General features: G+C 67.4%; 21 protein-coding genes. 9 read left to right on the top strand and 12 right to left on the bottom strand.

Features of this window, described 5'->3' with window-relative positions; genetic code table 11:
• Nucleotides 1-24 precede the first annotated feature (24 nt).
• From ACWESM_RS22230 to ACWESM_RS22220, 3 genes are all read right to left on the bottom strand, one after another.
• On the bottom strand, nucleotides 25-990 hold the full coding sequence (locus ACWESM_RS22230; RefSeq protein WP_356967046.1) for an alpha/beta hydrolase: 966 nt from the start codon (nucleotides 988-990) through the stop codon (nucleotides 25-27).
• A gap of 39 nt (nucleotides 991-1,029) precedes the next feature.
• Nucleotides 1,030-1,752 carry an alpha/beta fold hydrolase gene (locus ACWESM_RS22225; protein WP_355075785.1) on the bottom strand — a complete coding sequence of 241 codons (723 nt, stop codon included), beginning with the start codon at nucleotides 1,750-1,752 and terminating at the stop codon, nucleotides 1,030-1,032.
• Nucleotides 1,753-1,855: 103 nt separating this feature from the next.
• Entirely contained in the window at nucleotides 1,856-2,863 is a 1,008-nt protein-coding gene (locus ACWESM_RS22220) for a GlxA family transcriptional regulator (RefSeq protein ID WP_452493494.1), read from the bottom strand.
• 77 nt (nucleotides 2,864-2,940) lie between these two features.
• Here ACWESM_RS22220 and ACWESM_RS22215 point away from each other — a divergent pair, with 77 nt between their 5' ends.
• Nucleotides 2,941-3,552 carry a TetR/AcrR family transcriptional regulator gene (locus ACWESM_RS22215; protein WP_397279212.1) on the top strand — a complete coding sequence of 204 codons (612 nt, stop codon included), beginning with the start codon at nucleotides 2,941-2,943 and terminating at the stop codon, nucleotides 3,550-3,552.
• Nucleotides 3,553-3,576: 24 nt separating this feature from the next.
• Here the strand turns inward: ACWESM_RS22215 and ACWESM_RS22210 are convergent, their stop codons facing one another.
• Nucleotides 3,577-4,440 (bottom strand): helix-turn-helix transcriptional regulator, encoded by an 864-nt coding sequence (locus ACWESM_RS22210; protein ID WP_364429912.1) that lies wholly within the window; start codon nucleotides 4,438-4,440, stop codon nucleotides 3,577-3,579.
• Nucleotides 4,441-4,577: 137 nt separating this feature from the next.
• Here ACWESM_RS22210 and ACWESM_RS22205 point away from each other — a divergent pair, with 137 nt between their 5' ends.
• The gene (locus tag ACWESM_RS22205) at nucleotides 4,578-5,501 is read left to right on the top strand and encodes an SDR family NAD(P)-dependent oxidoreductase (RefSeq protein WP_452493492.1); all 924 of its coding nucleotides are present in this window, start codon (nucleotides 4,578-4,580) and stop codon (nucleotides 5,499-5,501) included.
• Nucleotides 5,502-5,626: 125 nt separating this feature from the next.
• Here the strand turns inward: ACWESM_RS22205 and ACWESM_RS22200 are convergent, their stop codons facing one another.
• Nucleotides 5,627-6,049 (bottom strand): hypothetical protein, encoded by a 423-nt coding sequence (locus ACWESM_RS22200; protein ID WP_379254193.1) that lies wholly within the window; start codon nucleotides 6,047-6,049, stop codon nucleotides 5,627-5,629.
• A 353-nt stretch (nucleotides 6,050-6,402) separates the two neighbouring features.
• Here ACWESM_RS22200 and ACWESM_RS22195 point away from each other — a divergent pair, with 353 nt between their 5' ends.
• The gene (locus tag ACWESM_RS22195; protein ID WP_452493569.1) at nucleotides 6,403-6,645 is read left to right on the top strand and encodes a Ppx/GppA phosphatase family protein; all 243 of its coding nucleotides are present in this window, start codon (nucleotides 6,403-6,405) and stop codon (nucleotides 6,643-6,645) included.
• A gap of 9 nt (nucleotides 6,646-6,654) precedes the next feature.
• On the opposite strand, the gene ACWESM_RS22190 is transcribed toward ACWESM_RS22195, so the two are convergent.
• Both ACWESM_RS22190 and ACWESM_RS22185 read right to left on the bottom strand, forming a co-directional pair.
• Nucleotides 6,655-7,605 carry a serine/threonine-protein kinase gene (locus ACWESM_RS22190; RefSeq protein ID WP_412806549.1) on the bottom strand — a complete coding sequence of 317 codons (951 nt, stop codon included), beginning with the start codon at nucleotides 7,603-7,605 and terminating at the stop codon, nucleotides 6,655-6,657.
• Between the two features lie 188 nt (nucleotides 7,606-7,793).
• Nucleotides 7,794-8,210: a hypothetical protein gene (locus ACWESM_RS22185; protein ID WP_355075798.1), complete on the bottom strand. Its 417-nt coding sequence runs from the start codon at nucleotides 8,208-8,210 to the stop codon at nucleotides 7,794-7,796.
• Nucleotides 8,211-8,437: 227 nt separating this feature from the next.
• Here ACWESM_RS22185 and ACWESM_RS22180 point away from each other — a divergent pair, with 227 nt between their 5' ends.
• Complete coding sequence (locus tag ACWESM_RS22180) at nucleotides 8,438-8,596, top strand: DUF6011 domain-containing protein (RefSeq protein WP_364430161.1); 159 nt, start codon at nucleotides 8,438-8,440, stop codon at nucleotides 8,594-8,596.
• A 114-nt stretch (nucleotides 8,597-8,710) separates the two neighbouring features.
• On the opposite strand, the gene ACWESM_RS22175 is transcribed toward ACWESM_RS22180, so the two are convergent.
• From ACWESM_RS22175 to ACWESM_RS22165, 3 genes are read right to left on the bottom strand one after another with little or no spacing between them, the layout of a single operon-like run.
• Nucleotides 8,711-9,562, bottom strand: a complete 852-nt coding sequence (locus ACWESM_RS22175) for a class I SAM-dependent methyltransferase (RefSeq protein WP_364429896.1) — start codon at nucleotides 9,560-9,562, stop codon at nucleotides 8,711-8,713.
• A gap of 5 nt (nucleotides 9,563-9,567) precedes the next feature.
• Nucleotides 9,568-9,909 carry a VOC family protein gene (locus ACWESM_RS22170; protein ID WP_452493489.1) on the bottom strand — a complete coding sequence of 114 codons (342 nt, stop codon included), beginning with the start codon at nucleotides 9,907-9,909 and terminating at the stop codon, nucleotides 9,568-9,570.
• Entirely contained in the window at nucleotides 9,906-10,061 is a 156-nt protein-coding gene (locus ACWESM_RS22165) for a CopG family transcriptional regulator (protein WP_355075803.1), read from the bottom strand. Before ACWESM_RS22165 ends, ACWESM_RS22170 begins: the two co-directional genes overlap by 4 nt.
• A 148-nt stretch (nucleotides 10,062-10,209) precedes the next feature.
• On the opposite strand from ACWESM_RS22165, the gene ACWESM_RS22160 reads away from it, so the two are divergent.
• The 4 genes from ACWESM_RS22160 (at nucleotide 10,210) to ACWESM_RS22145 (ending at nucleotide 15,352) form a co-directional block, all read left to right on the top strand.
• The gene (locus ACWESM_RS22160; RefSeq protein WP_355075804.1) at nucleotides 10,210-10,842 is read left to right on the top strand and encodes a TetR/AcrR family transcriptional regulator; all 633 of its coding nucleotides are present in this window, start codon (nucleotides 10,210-10,212) and stop codon (nucleotides 10,840-10,842) included.
• 285 nt (nucleotides 10,843-11,127) lie between these two features.
• The gene (locus ACWESM_RS22155) at nucleotides 11,128-12,369 is read left to right on the top strand and encodes a PucR family transcriptional regulator (RefSeq protein ID WP_364429891.1); all 1,242 of its coding nucleotides are present in this window, start codon (nucleotides 11,128-11,130) and stop codon (nucleotides 12,367-12,369) included.
• A 97-nt stretch (nucleotides 12,370-12,466) separates the two neighbouring features.
• The gene (locus ACWESM_RS22150) at nucleotides 12,467-13,837 is read left to right on the top strand and encodes an ABC1 kinase family protein (RefSeq protein ID WP_452493486.1); all 1,371 of its coding nucleotides are present in this window, start codon (nucleotides 12,467-12,469) and stop codon (nucleotides 13,835-13,837) included.
• A gap of 369 nt (nucleotides 13,838-14,206) precedes the next feature.
• Nucleotides 14,207-15,352, top strand: coding sequence for an esterase/lipase family protein (locus tag ACWESM_RS22145; RefSeq protein ID WP_355075809.1), 1,146 nt, complete (start codon nucleotides 14,207-14,209; stop codon nucleotides 15,350-15,352).
• Between the two features lie 102 nt (nucleotides 15,353-15,454).
• On the opposite strand, the gene ACWESM_RS22140 is transcribed toward ACWESM_RS22145, so the two are convergent.
• Nucleotides 15,455-16,084 (bottom strand): glyoxalase, encoded by a 630-nt coding sequence (locus ACWESM_RS22140; RefSeq protein ID WP_452493484.1) that lies wholly within the window; start codon nucleotides 16,082-16,084, stop codon nucleotides 15,455-15,457.
• A gap of 294 nt (nucleotides 16,085-16,378) precedes the next feature.
• Between ACWESM_RS22140 and ACWESM_RS22135 the strand changes: the two genes are divergently transcribed.
• A complete protein-coding gene (locus ACWESM_RS22135; protein WP_397279224.1) occupies nucleotides 16,379-17,659 on the top strand; it encodes an ATP-binding protein in 1,281 nt (426 codons plus the stop codon).
• An 88-nt stretch (nucleotides 17,660-17,747) separates the two neighbouring features.
• Here ACWESM_RS22135 and ACWESM_RS22130 read toward each other — a convergent pair whose 3' ends face one another.
• The gene (locus ACWESM_RS22130; RefSeq protein ID WP_452493481.1) at nucleotides 17,748-17,954 is read right to left on the bottom strand and encodes a hypothetical protein; all 207 of its coding nucleotides are present in this window, start codon (nucleotides 17,952-17,954) and stop codon (nucleotides 17,748-17,750) included.
• Nucleotides 17,955-17,959: the final 5 nt, after the last annotated feature.

Below are 17,959 nucleotides of genomic sequence, written 5' to 3'. Positions count from 1 at the left end.
TCGAATCGGGTGGTCGGGGACCGGTCAGTCGGTGTACAGCGCGGACCGCAACGTCGCGACGGCCTGCGCCACCGCGGCTTTGGCGGCATGGGTGTCGTGCAGCGAGTTGACCATCACGAAGTCGTGGACGATCCCGCCGTAGCGCACCTGGGTGACCGGCACGCCCGCGGCGCGCAACTTGCCCGCGAAGGCCTCGCCCTCGTCGCGCAGCACGTCGGCTTCGGCGGTGATGACCAGCGCGGGCGGCAGCCCGGCCAGTTGCTCGGTGGTCGCCCGCAGCGGTGAGACGGTGATCTGCGCGCGCTCGTCGGCACTGGTGGTGTACTGATCCCAGAACCACTTCATGCCCTCGCGGGTGAGGAAGTAGCCCTCGGCGAACTGCTGGTAGGAGCCGGTGTCGAAGTTGGCGTCGGTGACCGGGTAGAACAGCACCTGCTGAACGAAGGAGACGTCGCCGCGCTCCTTGGCCATCAGGGTCAGCGCGATGGCCATGTTGCCACCGACCGAGTCACCCGCGATCGCGATCCGGGACGAGTCGAGGCCCTTCGCCGCGCCCTCCGCGGTAACCCACTGCGCCACCCGGTAGGACTGCTCGTTGGCCACGGGATACCGCACATCGGGCGACCGGTCGTATTCGGGGAAGACCACGGCGGCGTGCGTGCCGACGGCCAGGTCGCGAACCAGGCGGTCGTGGGTGTGCGCGTCGCCGAAAACCCATCCCGCGCCGTGGGTGTAGATGATCACCGGCAGCGTTTCGGTGACGCCCTGCGGCTTGACGATCCGAACCCGCACCGAGCCCGTCGGGCCGCCCTCGACCGTGATCCACTCCTCGTCGACCTCGGGCTTGAAGATCGGCGCGTCCTGCACGGAGTCCACCGCCTTGCGCCCCTCCTCGGGCGGGAGCTGGTAGAGGAACGGCGGCTGCGAGGTCGCGTCGACGAACTCCTGCGCCGCCGGTTCGAGCGAGATGCCCAGCGGGTTACCTGACATGATCGTGCCTCTCGTAGAAGTGGTGGAAACTGCGGTTATTCAGGCGGATTGATCGATCGCGCCGGTGATGACGGCCACGACTTCGTCAGGGTGGGTCTGCATCACCAGGTGTGGTCCGTCGATCTCGACCACCGCGCGCATTCCGGCTCGCTGGTAGCCGAATCGTTCGACGTCGGGATTGATGGTGCGGTCGGCGCCGGACACGATGCCCCAGGCCGGTTTCGTCTTCCACGCGGCCGCCGAGGCGGGCTCGGTGAACGCGAACGCCGACAGCGGCCGCTGCGAGACCGCGAGGACCGCGGCCTTCGCCGGGTCCAGGCCCGCGGCGAAGACATCGGGGAACGCGTCGATGGCGACCGAGACGTCCGTGCCGGGCTCGTCACCCTCGATCGGGTACGGCGCGTAGACGAGGTTGGCCGCCAGATCGGAATCCGGGAATCCGCCCTGTAATTGCCCGAGGCTCTCGCCTTCTTCCAGGGCGTAACCGGACACGTAGACCAAGCCCACCACGTTGTCGGCGACGCCTGCCACGGTGATGACGGCGCCGCCGTAGGAGTGGCCGGCCAGCAGGACGGGGCCGTCGATCCGTTCCACGAACGACTTGATGTAGGCCGCGTCCGCCGACAGGCTGCGGTTGAACACCGGCGGAACCACGACGCGATGGCCCTGGTCGAGCAGCCGTGCGGTGACGGGGGACCAGCTCGAGGCGTCGGCGAAGGCGCCGTGCACCAGAACGATGGTCGGACTTGCCGGGGCGGACATCGGTTTCCTTTCTCCAGCGCTCGGTGAGCGGCGCTGTGGCCGACTCAGTCTCGGCCGTAGGCCCCGCCGCGCGCCCCTCCCCACGGGCCACAAAAGCCTCCGTTCAGGACACGGCCTGCTCCAGCGCCGGATCGATCCGGGCGGTCGACCGGAAACGCTGCTGGTACTTGCGCGGGGAAATGCCAACGCGTGCCACGAAGGCCCTGCGCAACGCCTCGCTGGTGCCGTACCCCGCGGCCATGGCGGTCTCCGTCACGCTGTATCCGGCGTGCAGCATGTCCCTGGCCGTGCCGAAGCGGATGAACGCGACGTATTCCGCGGGCGAGCGTTCCAGTTCCGCGCGGAACAGCCGGGTCAGATGCCGGACGCTGACCCGCGCGTGGGCGGCCAGCGTCTGCACCGTATGCGGATACGCCGGGTCCGCGCAGATCAGATCCACCACCCTGCGCACCAGCGGGCTGCGCGGCGCCGGTCCGGTCAGCGACGCGGAGAACTGTGACTGACCGCCCGCGCGCTGCATGTAGACCACCAGCGCCTGCGCGACGCGCCGCGCGACGTCGGCGCCGTGGTCCTCTTCGACCAGCGCCAGCGCGAGATCGACGCCCGCGGCGACCCCGGCCGAGCTGTACAGATTGCCGTCCCGCACGAAGATCGCGTCCGGGTCCACCTCGATCGACGGATAGCGTCGCGCGAGCTCGGTCGTGAATTTCCAGTGCGTCGTCGCGCGGCGCCCGTCGAACAGGCCCAGATCGGCCAGGACGAACGCACCGCTGCAAATGGACGCCAGCCTGCGGGTGTTGCAGGAAAGATGCCGCGCGGCCGCCAAGACCTCCGGTGTCATGAACTTCCCTGGTGGCAGCTCGCTGCCCGGAATCACCACGGTGTCGAAACGACCCGCGTCGGCCGCCGCGCAGCTCACCTCCACCCGCGCGCCGATCGAGGTCTGCGCGTCCTTGCCGTCGGCCGAGACCAGCACCACCTCGTACCCCGCCACCGACTGATCGGCCTCGACGAACACCTCGGCGGGCCCGACGAAGTCGAGCATCTTCACGCCGTCGAATACCAGGATGCCCACCCGTTTGCTGGGCGAGGCGGCGAAGTTGTTGGACATGTCACCATTATTGTGGAGGCACGGCTCCAGAACAAGCGATGTGCCGCAGTTCGCACGCCGATTGGTACGGTGAGCACATGGGACGGCCGCGACGATTCGACGAGTCGAACCTGCTCGACGCCGCGACCGAGTTGTTCTGGTCGAAGGGTTTCGACAGCACTTCGGTGGAAGACGTCTCGCTCGCGACCGGCGTCGGGAACGGGAGCATCTACGCCGCCTACGGCAGCAAGCGCGGACTGTTCCTGGCCGCGTTCGAACGCTATTGCGAGGGCCGTGCGCGTCTGGTGCGCGATGCCATCGGTTCGGCGGGCGGTTCGGCGCGCTCCGCGGTGCGCGCGCTGTATCAAGCGATCATCGAAGACTGCGCGGCGCAACCGGATCGGCGCGGTTGCCTGATGATCAACAGCATCGCGCAGCTCGGCACTCGGATCCCCGAAGTCGCCACCATCGGCAGCCGCACCACCACCGAGATGGAGCGGGGCGTCGCCGACCGGCTGCGGCCCGCGATGCACGACGCGGGAGACGACGACGAAGCCACGCTCTCGGCGGTCAGCGCCGCTGTCGTGGTGGTCGCCCAGGGCCTGATCCAGCTCAGTCGTCAGGGATTTCCCGCACAGCGGCTGCACGAGATCGCCGATGTGTCGAGCGCGGCCTTACCGCGGGAATGGGCCGATCAGCTCGTGCACTGACCCGGGACGTCGATCGCCGTGCGTTCAGGGCAGTGTGCCCGCCGCGCGCCCGTTGGTGACCCGCAGGAGGTCGAGCTTCCCCGCGTCCTCGCTGCCGCCTGCCGCCGTGTAGGTGACCATGCGGAGGTCGGCGCCCGGAACGACGAGGACGTCGCAGTCGAGGGTGATGTCGCCGAGCTCGGGATGCCGGACCGTCTTCCGATCGCTGGTGTGCTGCGACGCTGTCGCCGTCGTCCACAGCTGGGCGAATGCGGCGGAGGTGTCGCGCAATTCCCGCACGAGACGATCGAGTCCCGCGTCGGCGGGATAGCGGGACACCGCGTCCCTGAGATCGGCCACGATCGACGCCGCGAAGGCGCCGTGCGCGCGGTCGGACCGGAACGGACGCATCGAGGCGCGGGCCGCGCCGGTGCCGAAAACCGCACGGGCGAGGTTGCGCTCGCCGACCGGGACCAGCGCGGGGTCACCGTGCAGCCCGCTCCACATGCCGTTCCACCACAGCAGCGTCCAGTCGGCGCCGAACACCCCGATCGGGACGTCGCCGAGGCGGGCGGTGAGCCGTTGGATGCCCGGCGGGACATGCGTGCCGATCGTCCCGTCCCGCGGGGGCAGCAATCCGGCTGCGCGATACAGCTCGTCGCGCTCGGTCCTGGACAGTTGCAGGGCCCGCGCGAGGGCGCCGACCACCTGCGCGGAGGGGTTGCGCGCGCGACCCTGCTCCAAGCGCAAGACGTAGTCGACCGAGAGTCCGGCCAGCTGCGCGAGCTCCTCACGGCGCAATCCCGGAGCACGACGGCCGCCGGTCACCGGGAACCCGGCGTCGGCGGGCGCGAGACGATCCCGCCAGGCGTGCAGGAGCGCGCCGAAAGCGGAGCGAGCGGAAGCCATGCGCTCATTCTCGCCGCCGCGCGCCGCATCAGCCTGGGTACTGTCAGTCCTGGTGACGGGCGCGGCACTGGCTGCCGAGGGCCGCGGCGGCGACCATCGAGGCGACCGACGGGCTGTCATCAAGTGAAGGAGCCGCTATGCCCTCGACCATCGTGATGACCGGGGCGAGTCGCGGGATCGGCCGCGTCGCCGCGGAGCGCATCGTGCACGCGGCGCCGCAGGCGCATCTCGTCGTCGCCGCACGCGGGTCCACCGGTGCGCGACTCGCGGCCGAACTCGGCGCGGGCGGACACCGGGTCTCGCACGTCCCGGCGGACCTCGATTCGCTGGACAGCGTGCGATCGGCCGCGGACGAGATCCGCAGCAGGCTCGACCTGGGCGAGCTGCCGCCGCTGCACGGTTTCGTGGGCAATGCGGGAATCCAGTACACGAACGCGCTCACCGAAGGGCCGGACGGATTCGAGTCCACCTTCACCGTCAATGTGCTCGCCAACCACCTGTTCATCCGCCTGCTCGAGGATCGCTTCCGCACTCCGTCGCGCATCGTGATCACCGTGAGCGACACTCACTTCGGCGACTTCCGGCACAACTTGGGCATGGTGCCAGGCCCGGTCTGGCGGTCCGCGGACGTCCTCGCCCGCCCCGGCGCGTTCTCCGAGCCGGGCACCACCGCCGCCGGGCGCACCGCGTACTCGACGAGCAAACTCGCCGCCATCCACCTCCTGCACGAGTACGCCCGCCGCCTGCCGGACGGCATCGATGCCATCGGCTTCAACCCGGGCTTCGTCCCCGGCACCGACCTCGCTCGCAACGCGGGTCGGGTCTCCCGGTTCGCGATGCGCCGCGTCCTGCCGGTATTGACCCGCACGCCGTTCGCGACCAGCCGCGCTGCCGCCGGGCGCCATCTCGCGGACGTCGTCCTCGGCGCCACCGCCGCGCCGACCGGCTCCTACGTCGACCGCGACCGGGTCGTCCGCTCGTCGGAGGAGTCGTACGATCCGCCGCGCGAAGCCGAACTCTGGGACGCTGTCGAGCGGCTCATCGCGCCTTACGCGGCCTGAGCCGGCGCAACTGCCCCTCCTGATCGGCAGAACCGGCCGGGTGATCGGAGAGAACTCGACGCAGGTCTTCAAAGCCGGGTAGGTCGAACCGCTCCGGGTCACCGAGCGTCTCTCCGCGAGTCACCTCACAGGTAGGGGAAGCAATCGATATCGCGGTGCGTCAGGCAGGGTTGCTCGACGGGCCGCAGCCAGCGGGCGGGGACTCGCAGCGGTTCGACTTCGGGCAGGCGCACGGGCCGATCCTCGCCGTCGAACAAGGTCCCGCGCACCCGGAACACACCCATCGGCAGTCCGAGCGCGTCGGCTTGCTCGCTGGTCAGGACCACCGCGATGCGGGAGTTCGCGGTGATCCGCAGCCCTTCGACGGTGGTCGGCTCGCTGGTGTGGTCGATGCCGGTGACGGTGAGCCGGAACCGGCCGCCGCGCAGCCACGACCACGCCCACGTGAGCGAACCCGGCTGGTCGCAGTCGGGGTAGCGACTGCGTGGCAAGCGCTGCGGGACCAACACCATATAGGTGCACCCGACCTCGATATCGCGGGTCCGCATACCTTTCAGGGTGGCCGCAGCATCGGCTCATCGCAAGGAAACCAGCAAATCAGCGCTACACCGGGGCGGACCCGAAGGCGTAGGCGCAACCGGCCGCCGAAACCGCGCCGGAGTCGAGTATGAAAGCCGCCGCGCGGGGTAGGCGACAGGTGTGCGACTGGGTGTGCTGGACATCGGTTCGAATTCCGCGCAGTTTCTGGTGGTGGACGCCTCTCGCGGGGCGCCTCCGTTGCCACTGCGCGCGTTGAAGGAGCCGGTGCTGCTCGGCGAAGACATCGACGCGGCCGGGGTGATCACCGCGGACGGGGCGCAGCGGGTCGCCGACGCCGTCGAGCGGGTGCTGTCGGGCGGCCCTGCGCGGGGTCTCTCCGGCACGCGCGAGTCAGATCCTGGCCGGAGCGATGGTGGCGGACGCGACCATGGCGGCACTGGACATCGACTGCCTGGAAGTGAGCCCGTGGGCCTTGCGAGAAGGGGTCGTCCTGGAACACATCTCCACGCGCGTCGACAGTGACCGGACGCTGCCGTTGCACGCGCTCGAGCTGCCGCGGCACGGCCCGGAGTCCCCGGTCAGCGTGCTCCCGCGACGGGTGTGATCAGGGGGATCAGCGGTTGCCGAACACTTTGCCGCCGAATCGTCCGAATGCGGCATTCATCAGTGGCGAGCGGGTGACCGTCACTTTGAGGCGGTTCAGAATGGGGGCGATGGGGCGGGGGTCGACGTCGCGAAGCGCCTCGGTGAGCAGGCGGACGGGTTCGGCGCAGGAGTCGTAGCGGTCACCGGGGGCTTTCGCGAGTGCCCGGTGCAGGATCGCGTCGACCTCGGGCGGGATCCAGCGGTGCTGCGCGGAGAGCGCCGGGGGAGGCTCCTGCAGCTGCGCTTCGGCGGTGGCCATGAGGTTCACGCGAGAGAACGGCGTGTGGCCGGTGAGCAGCTCGACGGCGGAACAGGCCAACGCGTACTGGTCGGTGGCCGGTGACACCGTCTCCGCCCGCAGCAGTTCCGGCGCGGCATACGGCACCGATACGACGACGAACCCGTTGGTGGCCAAAGGCGGTTCCGGCCGATCCAGCCACCGCGCCGAATCGAAATCCGAGATCTTCACCGTCGACTCGTCCGTCCCGACCAGCACGTTCGCCGGTTTCACGTCGAGATGGACCACTCCGTTGGCGTGCGCGAAATCCAATCCCGCCGCGACGTGTGTCAGTACGTGGAGCACCCGCCGCAGGTCCGGGTACCGATGCGGTGAACGCACCAATGTCGAACCCGTCGCGCCCGCCACGTACTCGTGTGCCGACCACAGCCTGCCGTCGGTTTCCCCGTGCGTGTACATCCGCACGATGTCGGGGTGTCGCAACGCCGACAAGATGTCGAACTCGTGCACGAATCGGGCGCGCGCCTCGGGTGACCGACTGTCCTCGGGCCCCAAGATCTTCAAGGACACCGGGCGTGACCACTCCGGATCCTCGGCCAGGTACACGTGGCTGCTGCCACCGTGTCCCAGCGGGGCCCGCACGACGAAGCCCGCGAACTGGTCACCTGGTTCTAGCAGCACCGCCTCACCATAGTGCGACGACCCCAGCCGCACGCCGGTGTTTGCCTTCGGTGTGCCCAACGGCACTGCGCCCGCCCGGTAAGCGCGATGCTGCCCGCCGACGCGCGGCCTGCGGGACGCGAGACTGCTCCCGCCGGCCCGAAGGTCGTGGCACGACACATCAGGCCGACGGGCAGCACGGCGGTGGGTCAGACGAGGGTGATCTTGAGGGTGTAACCGGCCGCCGAGCCGTCGGCGGAGGTGACGAGGATCTGGTAGTCGTTGCCGTCGGCGACGAGATCGGCGTGCGGTGCCTCGTTGGCGACCTGCGGCCCGATCAGCGGGGCCACCGAGACGCGGGCATTGCCCGCGACGTCGAAGCTCAGGCGCTGCCCCGGCGCGGTGGCGATGGAGTAGCTGTCGGCCTTGCCCTGCCCGACGTTGCCGCTGATCTCGGCGCTGTTCTGGCCGGGAGCGATCTGCAGGCGTTGCACGACGCCGGGAACCGAAGGAATACCGGGCGCGGCCTGGGCGGTCGCCGCCCCTCCGGCCGCGGTGAAGCTGACGACGGCGAGCACCGCGGGCACGGTACCCACCAACGAACGAATCAGTCGAGAAGCGGTCATGGGCACCATCTTTCCTCAGCGCGGGTGCGAGATCTCATGCGGCTGCGGTAAACCGATGGCTACGCCTGGGGATCGCGCGTGATCACCGCACAGACGAAGGCGCCCCAGTGACCGATCACGGATGGAAACACCGGCAATGAACGGGAGATGTCGGTGCCTCATGCCACACTGGCGGTGTAGTCACCTGGCCAGAGGAGAACGAATTGGCCGACATTGATGACCGCCCCGTGGTGCGACTGGTCGCGCATTGCCGTCGCTGTCACGGTTGGCTGCTGTCGCCACAATCGGTCGCACAAGGAATCGGCCCGACCTGTGCGATACGTGAGCGCGCGGAGCTGCGCGCCCAATCTACCCGAGAGCTCACTCTTTTCGATGTCGCGGCGTAGCCGGGGTTCGGTGCGTTGTCCGGCCGACCCGGAGATGCTGACCGGGCCGTCCCGCATCGAGTCCATAGCCGAGCTGTGGCATGGGGAGCGAGACGGCCCGGCGGGCCGATGCGTTCAGGTCGTCGCGATCAGAATCTGTTCCGATTCGGCCGGTCGCAGCCCGTCGGTCCGGTCGGCGAAGTAGCGGCCGGTCAGCTCCGCGGCGGGGACGTGACGGGTGGCGGCGAATCCCGCGTCTTCGGCCAGCCGCACCATTTCCTCGGGACGGAAGAAACTGATGAACGGCGTGCCGGATCGGCGGGCGCCCTCCTCGGCGAATCCGCGCATGACCTGTTCATCGGCGTCGACGAGTTCGAGCGGCAGCAGGAAGGTCGTGACCAGAGCGGAGCCCGGCGAGAGCGCCGAAAGTTGCCGCAGAGTAGCGATATTCGCCTCGCGGGTCAGGTACATCGATACACCGGTGGAGGCGACGAGCGCCGGACGGGCGGGGTCGAAACCGGCCTCGAGGAGCCGCTGCCACCACGCGTCCACTTCGAAATCGACCGGAACCAGCCGCAACCACGGCGGGATGTCGAAGCCGAGTTCGCTGAGGCGCTGCCGTTTCCATGCCTGCGGTCCGGGTTGATCGACCTCGAAGACGGTGAACCGTGCGGCCAGCTCCGGTCTGCGCTGGGCGAAGGTGTCCAGTCCCGCGCCGAGTACCACGTACTGATCCACGCCGCGCTCGGCCTGCTCGGCCAGCAGATCCTCTACGAAACGAGCCCGCGACACGATGCCCGCGCGCATCGGCGCGGTGGACCGCGGATCCATGTCCGGGCGGTCCCGCCAGCCGTCCTCGGGCGCGGCCAGGCGTAGGCCGACGCGGTCGTCGAACACGTGCGGTGCCTGGTCGTGCAGCGCGTGCACGGCTCGCCACAGCGCTACCCGGACCGCGGTGCTGTCCGGCGCGATCGTCTCGGGTGTCATTCGGCTCACTCCTCTCCCGGGGCCTGCAGGCTCCATACCCGCCCGTCCGGGTCGTGGACGGTCATCTCCCTCGTCCCGTAATGGGTCGGCTCGAAGTCGGTGCGGATCTCGACACCGTCACCCGGACGTACCTCTGGGCTCGCCACCTTCAGCACCAACCGGGTGCTCGTCTGCTGTGTCGGCGGCACCTCGGCCACGAAGACGTAAGCTCCCTCGCCGTTGCGGAACTGGCCGGAGTTGTGATCGGTCTCGAAGCCGACCGTGAAGCCCAGCCCTTGCAGGAATTTCGCCATCCGGCCCCAGTTGTGGGTCTCCAGGAACACGGCCTCGATGCCATCGGTGGTCATTGTCGATCCTCTCCTTCGTCGTCGAGGTAGGCGCGCAGCGCGGCGGTGACCAGCGCCGACAACGACATCTCCGACTCGATCGCCCGATACTTGACCTGCTTGATCAGCTCGATCGGCAGGTAGACGTTGAACTGCTTCACTTCCTCGGCCACGAGGCAATGCTAGCAAACTAGCATGCTAAGGGACAGGGTTCCAGCATCGCCCGTCGATCGGGTCATCGAACCCGAGTTCGAGCACGACGCCGGTCGCTGTGGTTAGGATGAGCGACGCTCATTTTCCGTGGACGGGCGGGAGGAAGTCATGCCGCCGAAGGCTGTCGGTCAACGTCGTCGCCCCGCGCAGGCGCGGGCCAAAGCGACCAGGGAGCACATCCTGGACACAGCGGCGCGGCTGTTCGGTGAGCGCGGTATCGCCAATACCTCCACGAACAAGATCGCGGCGGAAGCGGGCGTGAGCATCGGCACGGTCTACCGGTACTTCGCCGATCGCGGTGTCCTGGTCGAAGAACTGCTCGAGCGGTTGCTCGAAACGGTGGAGCGGCGTTTCACCCAGCGCGTCTTCGACTTGTCGGGAAAAACGATGCATCAGGTCGCCGCCGACATCCTGGGCGTGATCACCGAAGAGCTGGTGGCCAATGCGAAGTTGGTGCGCGCGCTCGTCGCAGGCGTGCAGTTCTACAGCAGTGGCATTCCCGAGTTCGAACCGCGGCTGCGCCTGCTGGTGAAAGTGATGCTGATCCAAGTGCTCGGTCCGGGCGACGATCACGAGTACGACGTGATGACCTTCGTCGTGATCAATACCGGTTTCGCGGCTGTTTTGCGCGCGTCCGCCCTGGAGGTCGACGACCCCGCGCGGGCGGAGGCGATCGACATGACAGCGCGGATGATCGGCGCCTGGGCCGAAGCCGAGGCGGCGGCGCGCGCCGCCGTTTGAGCAGCTGTGGCGCTCTGCGCAAAAAAGTGAGCACCTGACCATGTATGTGGTGCGCATGAGCTTCCCAAATCGGGCTTTCCTTCATGATCTTTGCTGGTCAGAGCTTATTTTTCCGTTACTTCCCCAGTCGCCGGAAGCGGAGTAGCAGCTGAGTCGGCCTGCGGTTTACCGTTTTTCCACGGACCGAACGGCAGATAGTGCCGCGGACACCGCGAGGTAGTCACGGTCGCCGATCGAGCGCGAACCCGACGCTCCCTCGGTTCCACGGCGACAAGGAGGTCACCAGTGACGATCGAGAGCATCGCCCACGTCGAATCCAACAAGGCGCGGCGCGTCACGCCGCATACACCGAAAACCCACCGGGCCGCCGCGAAGGTCGTCGCGCACCTCATCGATTCCGCCGCGTTGCCCGGCGGCACGGCCGAGGCGGAAGCCGCTGCCGTGGTTCGGATGTGCTTGGAGTGGTCCGTCCAGCGATTGAACGGGCAGGAATCGACCGGACGAACCGACATTCTGCAGACAGCGGCGGCGGGATGGGCCAGGAAGGGGATCCCGATCGACGGCATCCTCCATGCGATCCACGCCGGGTTCAAATTCGGATTGGGCATGCTGTTCGCCGACGAAGACGGCCGCGCCGACCTCATCGCGGGCGCCGCCGTCACGCTCGAGCTCTTGAACCTGATCACCGCGACGGTCAGTAAAGCGTATGTGCGAGAGTGCAAAGCCGTGGCGGCCGAGGACCACGCCGCGACGCACACCTTGACTTCGGCGCTGCTCGGCGGGCACGCGTCCTCGATGATGGCTCGCGAATGCGGAATACCGGTCGCCGACGAGTATTTCGTGCTCGCGGTCGCGGTGCCCGCGCATCCCGACGAAAGCCTTCCCCAGCTCGACAGCCGAGTCGTCGCCCGGCGTAAGCTGCGCCGCCTGCAGTCCGGCCTCGCCGACCTGTTCGACGGCCGGGCGCTGTCGCTTCTGTCGGTCGACGGAGGAACGATCCTCATTCCCACCACCCAGCTCAACGCCCTCGATCTCGACAGCGTGGTCGACAAGCTGTCCGCGGCGGCGCGCGTGCCGGTCACCGCCACCGTCGTGACCGCCGGTCCCCGACAGGTCTCCGTCGCCGCTGCCCAAGCCCATGAGTTGCTCGACACCGTAGAGCAACTCGGACGCGAACCCGGGTTGTACAGATTCACCGAACTGGCGCTGCAATATCAGCTCACCCGGCCCGGCATCGGCCGCGATGTACTCGGCACCCGGGTCGCGCCGCTGATGGAACATCCGGACCTGTTGGAGACGCTGCGGATCCACATCGACAACGACCTCAACCGCCAGCGCACAGCGCGGCAACTCCATGTGCATCCGAACACCGTCGATTACCGGCTGCGCCGAATCGCGCAGCTCACCGGACTCGATCCCGCCGACGCCAGGGGACTGTGGTACCTGCGTTCAGCGCTGATCGTCTGGACCGACGACGGCACCCGGCGGCTCCCCGCCGATGCCAGGCGAATGGCCGACTCGCGGTAGTCCGCAGGCCGCCTCGCCCCCTCGACAATCCGCGATGGAGGTGCGAAGAATATCCGGACGCGCGACGCACGCGCGGATGCTCATGGAGGTGCGTGCCGTGGCCGATCGAGTGCCCGGAGGACGTCTGGTCAGGAGCGGTCGGTTGGGCAGACTGGCCGCAGGCCAAGCCGTGCGTGGGGTCGGAGCCCGGTTGTCGATGATCGGCCGGACCGAAGAGGCCCGGCGCGTACTCGCCGAACGTTCCACACTCGCGACCGCGCAGCAGGTTGTCACGGTGCTCGGCAGCATGAAAGGCGCGGCGATGAAGCTGGGCCAGATGCTGTCGGTCCTCGATGTCGACCTCGTTCCGGAATCGCATCGCGAGCTCTTTCGGACCAAGCTGGCCGAACTCCGCGATCAGGCGCCGGCCGTGCCGTTCGCGGAGATGCTGAAAGTCATCGAGGACGATCTCGGGCCGCCTGCGCGCGTATTCGCCGACTTCGACGAGACACCGATCGCCGCGGCATCGATCGGCCAGGTCTATCGGGCACGACTGCACGACGGGCGCACCGTCGCGGTCAAGGTGCAATATCCCGGCGTCGATCGAGCCGTCCACGCGGACATGCGCAATCTCGAGATGCTCAGCAAGCTGTGGAAGTCCATGTTGCCCAGCGCCGCCGACAATGCCGTGCTGGACGAGATCTCGCGCAATATCGGTAACGAACTCGACTATCCGCGGGAAGCCAGGACCCAGCATCGGGTCGCGATGCGTTATCGGGGGCATCCTTTCATCACGGTTCCCGACAGTATCGAAGAGTACTGCGCGCGCAGAGTTCTCGTAACCGAGTTCGTCGAAGGCGGCACTTTTCAGCAGATCCGGACGCTGCCCGACACCGAGCGTGACCGGCTCGGTGAGTTGATCTACCGCTTCTATATCAGTTCGCTGTTCTGCGACAACGAATTCTGCGGTGATCCGCATCCGGGAAATATCCTATTGGCGGCCGACGGCAGGCTCGCGTTCGTCGATTTCGGACTCTACGACCGGATGGACCCCCTGCATGTCGACTTCGAACGCGCATGTCTGCGTGCGGCCGGGGAGCACCGCGCCCGAGACCTCTACGAGGCCTGGGTCGGGCGCGGCATCATCGACCCGGATGTGGAGGTCACTGCGGAGGAATGCTTGGAATACGTATGGGCCGCGACGGGATGGCATTTGCTCGACGAGCGAATAACGATCACCCCCGAGGTCGCGACCGGTGCGGTGATTCTGGCTGTCGACCCTCGTGCCGCCCAGTTCAAAGGCATGCGGCAGCAGTTGCTTCCGCCCGAGCATGTGTTCTCGCGACGCGCGGATCTGTTCACCTTCGCCGTGCTCGGTCAGTTGCGGGCCACCAACAATTGGCATCGGCTCGCGCGTGAGTGGCTCTATCAGGAGGCCCCCGTCACCGAGATCGGGCAGGCCATCGCAAAATGGCGGGCCGACTTGTGACGGACCCCGCAATCCACTGATGCGCTGAATCCGGTGACCGACTCCGACGCCTTGCGCTTCGGATTTTGGTCCGGAAACGGGACTGCGTGACCGCGGTATCTCGTCGGCGGCCCGTGCCATGTGGTCGATCTCGGTTTCTCTCGTTCTGTGGCCGCTCATATAGGTAGCCGCAACTTCGCAGTGAGCCGCCCAGAATCCGTTGCTGACCAGCATCTTTCGCCGAATTCCGTCCTATCGTTGCTGCCGTTCGACATTGCGAGGCGCGCCTGCCGGCAAGGACAACCATGCCGAAATACGGAAAGGCATTCGATGAGATCAAGCGTCAGTCGGCGAATATTGCGCACCGCCGTATTCACCGTAACCGCGACCATGACGATGGGGTTGAGCGTGCTGACCGTGCACGCGGCCCCGGAGACGGGTCCGACGGAGCAGCAGTTGGCCGATTACATCGCGGCGGGCCGTAAGGCAGCGCCGGTTGCGGATTCGGGGAGCGCGGGGTCGGGGTCGGCGTGTACGTCGGGGAGTGGTGCGGGTTCCGGGAATGGATCCGGTGACTGCTACGGGGGTTCGGGCAGTAGTTCCGGGTCGTCGGGTGGCTATGCCAGTGACACCGTGGGATTCGGTCCGCCGATGACGTCGTGGTTGGCGGCGTTCGGGTACGGATTGACTCATCCGGATGTCGCGCCGCCGGGAGCGAACGACTGGAACTGCAAGCCGACGGCGGAGCATCCGCGTCCGGTGGTGTTGGTGCACGGGACGTGGATGAACGCCTACAACGGATTCGCGTTCATGGGGCAGCCGATCAAGGATGCGGGGTTCTGCACGTTCACGTTCAACTATGGACGGTCGAATCTGTTGGAGGGCGGCGGTCTGGGGTCGGTGTTGCCGGGGGTGATGGGCACCGGTTACATCCAGGATTCGGCCAAGCAGTTGGCAGTCTTCGTGGATCGCGTGCTGGCGGCGACGGGGGCCTCGGAGGTGGATCTCGTGGCGCATTCCCAGGGTGGGTCGATGTCGAACTGGTACACGAAGTTCGAAGGCGGCGCGGCGAAGGTGAAGAACTTGGTCACTTTCGGTGCGACGCATCATGGGACGAGTCTCGACGGGATCGGCGCGCTGGGGCGGGCGATCAACAACTTCGGAATCGACGTGCTGGGTTTCATCGAGATTTTCGTGGGGCATGCGGGAATTCAGCAGACGATCGGTTCCGACTTCGTCAACAAGCTGAACGAACACGGTGACACGATCGCGGGGGTGGACTACACCGTGGTCGGTACCCGGTATGACGAGATCACCAATCCGTATGACCTGACGTTCCTGAAGGCGGCGCCGGGGGTGTCGGTGCAGAACATCACGTTGCAGGACGGGTGTGAGCAGGATGTGTCGGATCATCTGACGATGATGTATTCGCCGCGAGCGTTGTCGATCGCGTTGCGGGCATTGGACCCGGTAGGTCATCCGAATCTGGAGTGCACGTTCAACCCGTGGCTGCTGGGCGGGGGAGGCTCGCTGTAATCACCGCGGCGAAGTGCCCATCGAGCGACCTGGATCCTCGCTCGATGGGCACACCCATGCGGTCAGTGAGCATGTCCGGCGAGCACCGGCCGACCGACCGGCTCAGACCGCCGCCTCCCAGGCGAACCCGTCCGGGTCCACGAAAGGGCCGATATTGCCGCGGATGGCGATCCGGTGCGACCCGGTGCCTTCCGGTGCGATGCCGGCGTCCTTGGCAGCGGCACGGCGCCCGTAGAGCGCCAGTTTGACCGACGCGGCCGGGGTGGCGAACTCCACGTACTTGCTGCCGAAGCTCTTCGCCACAGCCAGGCCGTGGTCGATGTAGAACTGCTTGGTCGCCTTGACGTCGTCGACCCCGAGGAGCACGACGAAATCATCGACTTCCCGGGTGGCCGGGCCGGTGTCCTTCTTCGATGACGTCGCCACCTTCCAGAGCGCGCCGTCCGGCGCCTGGACGACACCGCCGTAGCCCCAGAAGCTCTTCTTGACGGGCTTGAGCGTCGTCGCACCTGCGTCGACAGCGGTACCGACGAGGCTGTCGACGGTGCTCGGCTGAGACACCACCAGCGACAGCACATAGCCGCGGAAACCGCTGGTCGGAGCGTCGGAGGCGCGGAAGCGCAACTTGCCGCCGAGTCCGAACGCGGCGGCGTAGAAAGCCCCGGCAGCGCCCGGATCGGGCACCTCGAGCACGACGGAATCGATTGCGGCCTGATCAGTGGTGAGGTTCATGGCACCAACGCTAGGCGGCGCGCGGCGAGCGCCGCTTCTCGATTCCTGACCGGTCGGTTCCGGCGGCCCGAGATCCCGCCCGAGACCGTCCGGCGGATGTGCCACAGCTACCTGGCGGCCGCGGTGATCAGCCGCTGAATCCCTCGTCGGACCCGAGGCGGCCGTCGGGGCGCAAGGTGCGCCTGGTCGCCAGCTGCGGCGGGGCGCGGGGATCGGCTTGCTCACGTACGCCATGGGTGTTTACTGAAGGAGCGGTTCGGTTCGCCCACCCTTCGATGGCGGTTCGAGGTGCGTATGCCGGTATGGCGGATTCGCGAGTTTCGTGACGCTGATCTGGATCAGGCGATCCAGATCTGGGAGCAGAGCCGTATGGACACCGCGGGTGAGCCGGTGTTCGCGTTGGCGGAGGTGCTTGCGTCCGCGCGGGCGGGGCAGCCGGCGGTGGTGGCCGAGGTCGGCGAAGAGATGGTGGGTATGGCCGTCGCGCAGGTCCAAGGTGAGCGGGCGTGGGTGTTGCTGGTGGCGCTCGGTGCGCAGTGGCGGCGGCGCGGTATCGGCAGTGCGTTGCTGACCGAACTGGAGAGGCGGCTGCGGGCGGATGGGGTGCGGCGGATCTGCACGCTCGTTCCCGAGGGCGCCACCGGGTCGGTCGCGTTCGAGAATTCCGGCTATCTGCGCAGGACGGGTTTGGTCTTCTACGAGCTGGTCGAACCGTTGGCGCCCGCGCAGTCCAGTCTGCTGAGCGAGTTGGGCGGTCGGCTGTTGCCACCGGGGTTGTGGGAGTCGATGGCGGGCATGGACCGAGAGAAAGAGGTCATCGAGCGGCGGATCGTGTTGCCGTTGGCGCGCCCGGATGTCGCGGAACGTTATCGGGTCAGGCCACCCAAGAGCGTGATCTTGTTCGGACCGCCGGGTACCGGCAAGACCAGTTTCGCGAAAGCGGTCGCTTCACGGCTGGGTTGGCCGTTCGTGGAGTTGTTCCCGTCTCGGCTGGCCGCGACGGCCAGCGGTGGTCTCGCGGCCTCGCTGCGTGAGGTGTTCGCGGATTTGAGCGACCTCGATGAACTGCTGTTGTTCATCGATGAGGTCGAGGAGATCGCCGGTGCGCGCGAGGGGACGGCGACCAGCCCGGCGCACGGGGTGACGAACGAGTTGCTGAAGCTGATCCCGGTTTTCCGGGAGGACTACAGCCGGTTGCTGATCTGCGCGACCAACTCGGTCCGGACTCTGGATTCGGCATTCCTGCGGCCGGGCCGCTTCGACTACGTGATACCGGTCGGCCCGCCCGACGAGCCTGCCCGCAAGGCGATCTGGCGGCGCTACCTGGGTCCGGCAGCCGAGACCATCGATCTCGCACGCCTGGTCCGCGCGACAGTCCACTTCACTCCCGCGGACATCGAGTTCGCCGCGCGTGCCGGTGCGCAGTCGGCGTTCGAACGCGCGGTCCGCGAGGAAACGAGCGAACCCGCCGACGTCGAGGACTATCTGGCCGCCGTCGCCAACACTCGCCTGACGCTGACACCGGAAATCCTGACAGCGTTCGAGCAGGACCAGGCCAACTACACCCGACTATGAGATTCGGCCACATTTGAGGCGTGCTTGCGGAGATTCAGGACTCGATACCGAGGAGTGGTCCGCAGCCTGTGGTGGACGCCTTCGCCGATCACCTCTCCGAGGCCCGCCGAAGGGAGTGCGACTCCATCAACAGTTCATAAGATCTGCGGCGGTCGCTCGGGTCGTACAGGTCGGTCTTGATCAACAACTCGTCGGCACCGGTGGCATCGACCAGCGCTTGCAACTGCGGTAGCACCGTGGCGGCGCACCCGACGAACACACCGGTCAGCTTGTCATCGGTGTTCCGGCTATCCATATACC

This window comes from Nocardia sp. NPDC003999, assembly GCF_053604885.1.
The sequence above is the reverse complement of the archived record's forward strand: the minus strand, read 5'-3'. Positions and strand labels throughout refer to the sequence as shown.

Coding starts and splice junctions, on each gene's coding strand:
- ACWESM_RS22230 (WP_356967046.1), bottom strand. CDS start 990: ATGTCAGGTAACCCGCTGGGCATCTCGCTCGAACCGGCGGCGCAGGAG.
- ACWESM_RS22210 (WP_364429912.1), bottom strand. CDS start 4,440: ATGGCTTCCGCTCGCTCCGCTTTCGGCGCGCTCCTGCACGCCTGGCGG.
- ACWESM_RS22225 (WP_355075785.1), bottom strand. CDS start 1,752: ATGTCCGCCCCGGCAAGTCCGACCATCGTTCTGGTGCACGGCGCCTTC.
- ACWESM_RS22160 (WP_355075804.1), top strand. CDS start 10,210: ATGCCGCCGAAGGCTGTCGGTCAACGTCGTCGCCCCGCGCAGGCGCGG.
- ACWESM_RS22200 (WP_379254193.1), bottom strand. CDS start 6,049: ATGCGGACCCGCGATATCGAGGTCGGGTGCACCTATATGGTGTTGGTC.
- ACWESM_RS22175 (WP_364429896.1), bottom strand. CDS start 9,562: ATGACACCCGAGACGATCGCGCCGGACAGCACCGCGGTCCGGGTAGCG.
- ACWESM_RS22205 (WP_452493492.1), top strand. CDS start 4,578: ATGCCCTCGACCATCGTGATGACCGGGGCGAGTCGCGGGATCGGCCGC.
- ACWESM_RS22135 (WP_397279224.1), top strand. CDS start 16,379: ATGCCGGTATGGCGGATTCGCGAGTTTCGTGACGCTGATCTGGATCAG.
- ACWESM_RS22215 (WP_397279212.1), top strand. CDS start 2,941: ATGGGACGGCCGCGACGATTCGACGAGTCGAACCTGCTCGACGCCGCG.
- ACWESM_RS22145 (WP_355075809.1), top strand. CDS start 14,207: ATGACGATGGGGTTGAGCGTGCTGACCGTGCACGCGGCCCCGGAGACG.
- ACWESM_RS22130 (WP_452493481.1), bottom strand. CDS start 17,954: ATGGATAGCCGGAACACCGATGACAAGCTGACCGGTGTGTTCGTCGGG.
- ACWESM_RS22220 (WP_452493494.1), bottom strand. CDS start 2,863: ATGTCCAACAACTTCGCCGCCTCGCCCAGCAAACGGGTGGGCATCCTG.
- ACWESM_RS22140 (WP_452493484.1), bottom strand. CDS start 16,084: ATGAACCTCACCACTGATCAGGCCGCAATCGATTCCGTCGTGCTCGAG.
- ACWESM_RS22185 (WP_355075798.1), bottom strand. CDS start 8,210: ATGACCGCTTCTCGACTGATTCGTTCGTTGGTGGGTACCGTGCCCGCG.
- ACWESM_RS22170 (WP_452493489.1), bottom strand. CDS start 9,909: ATGACCACCGATGGCATCGAGGCCGTGTTCCTGGAGACCCACAACTGG.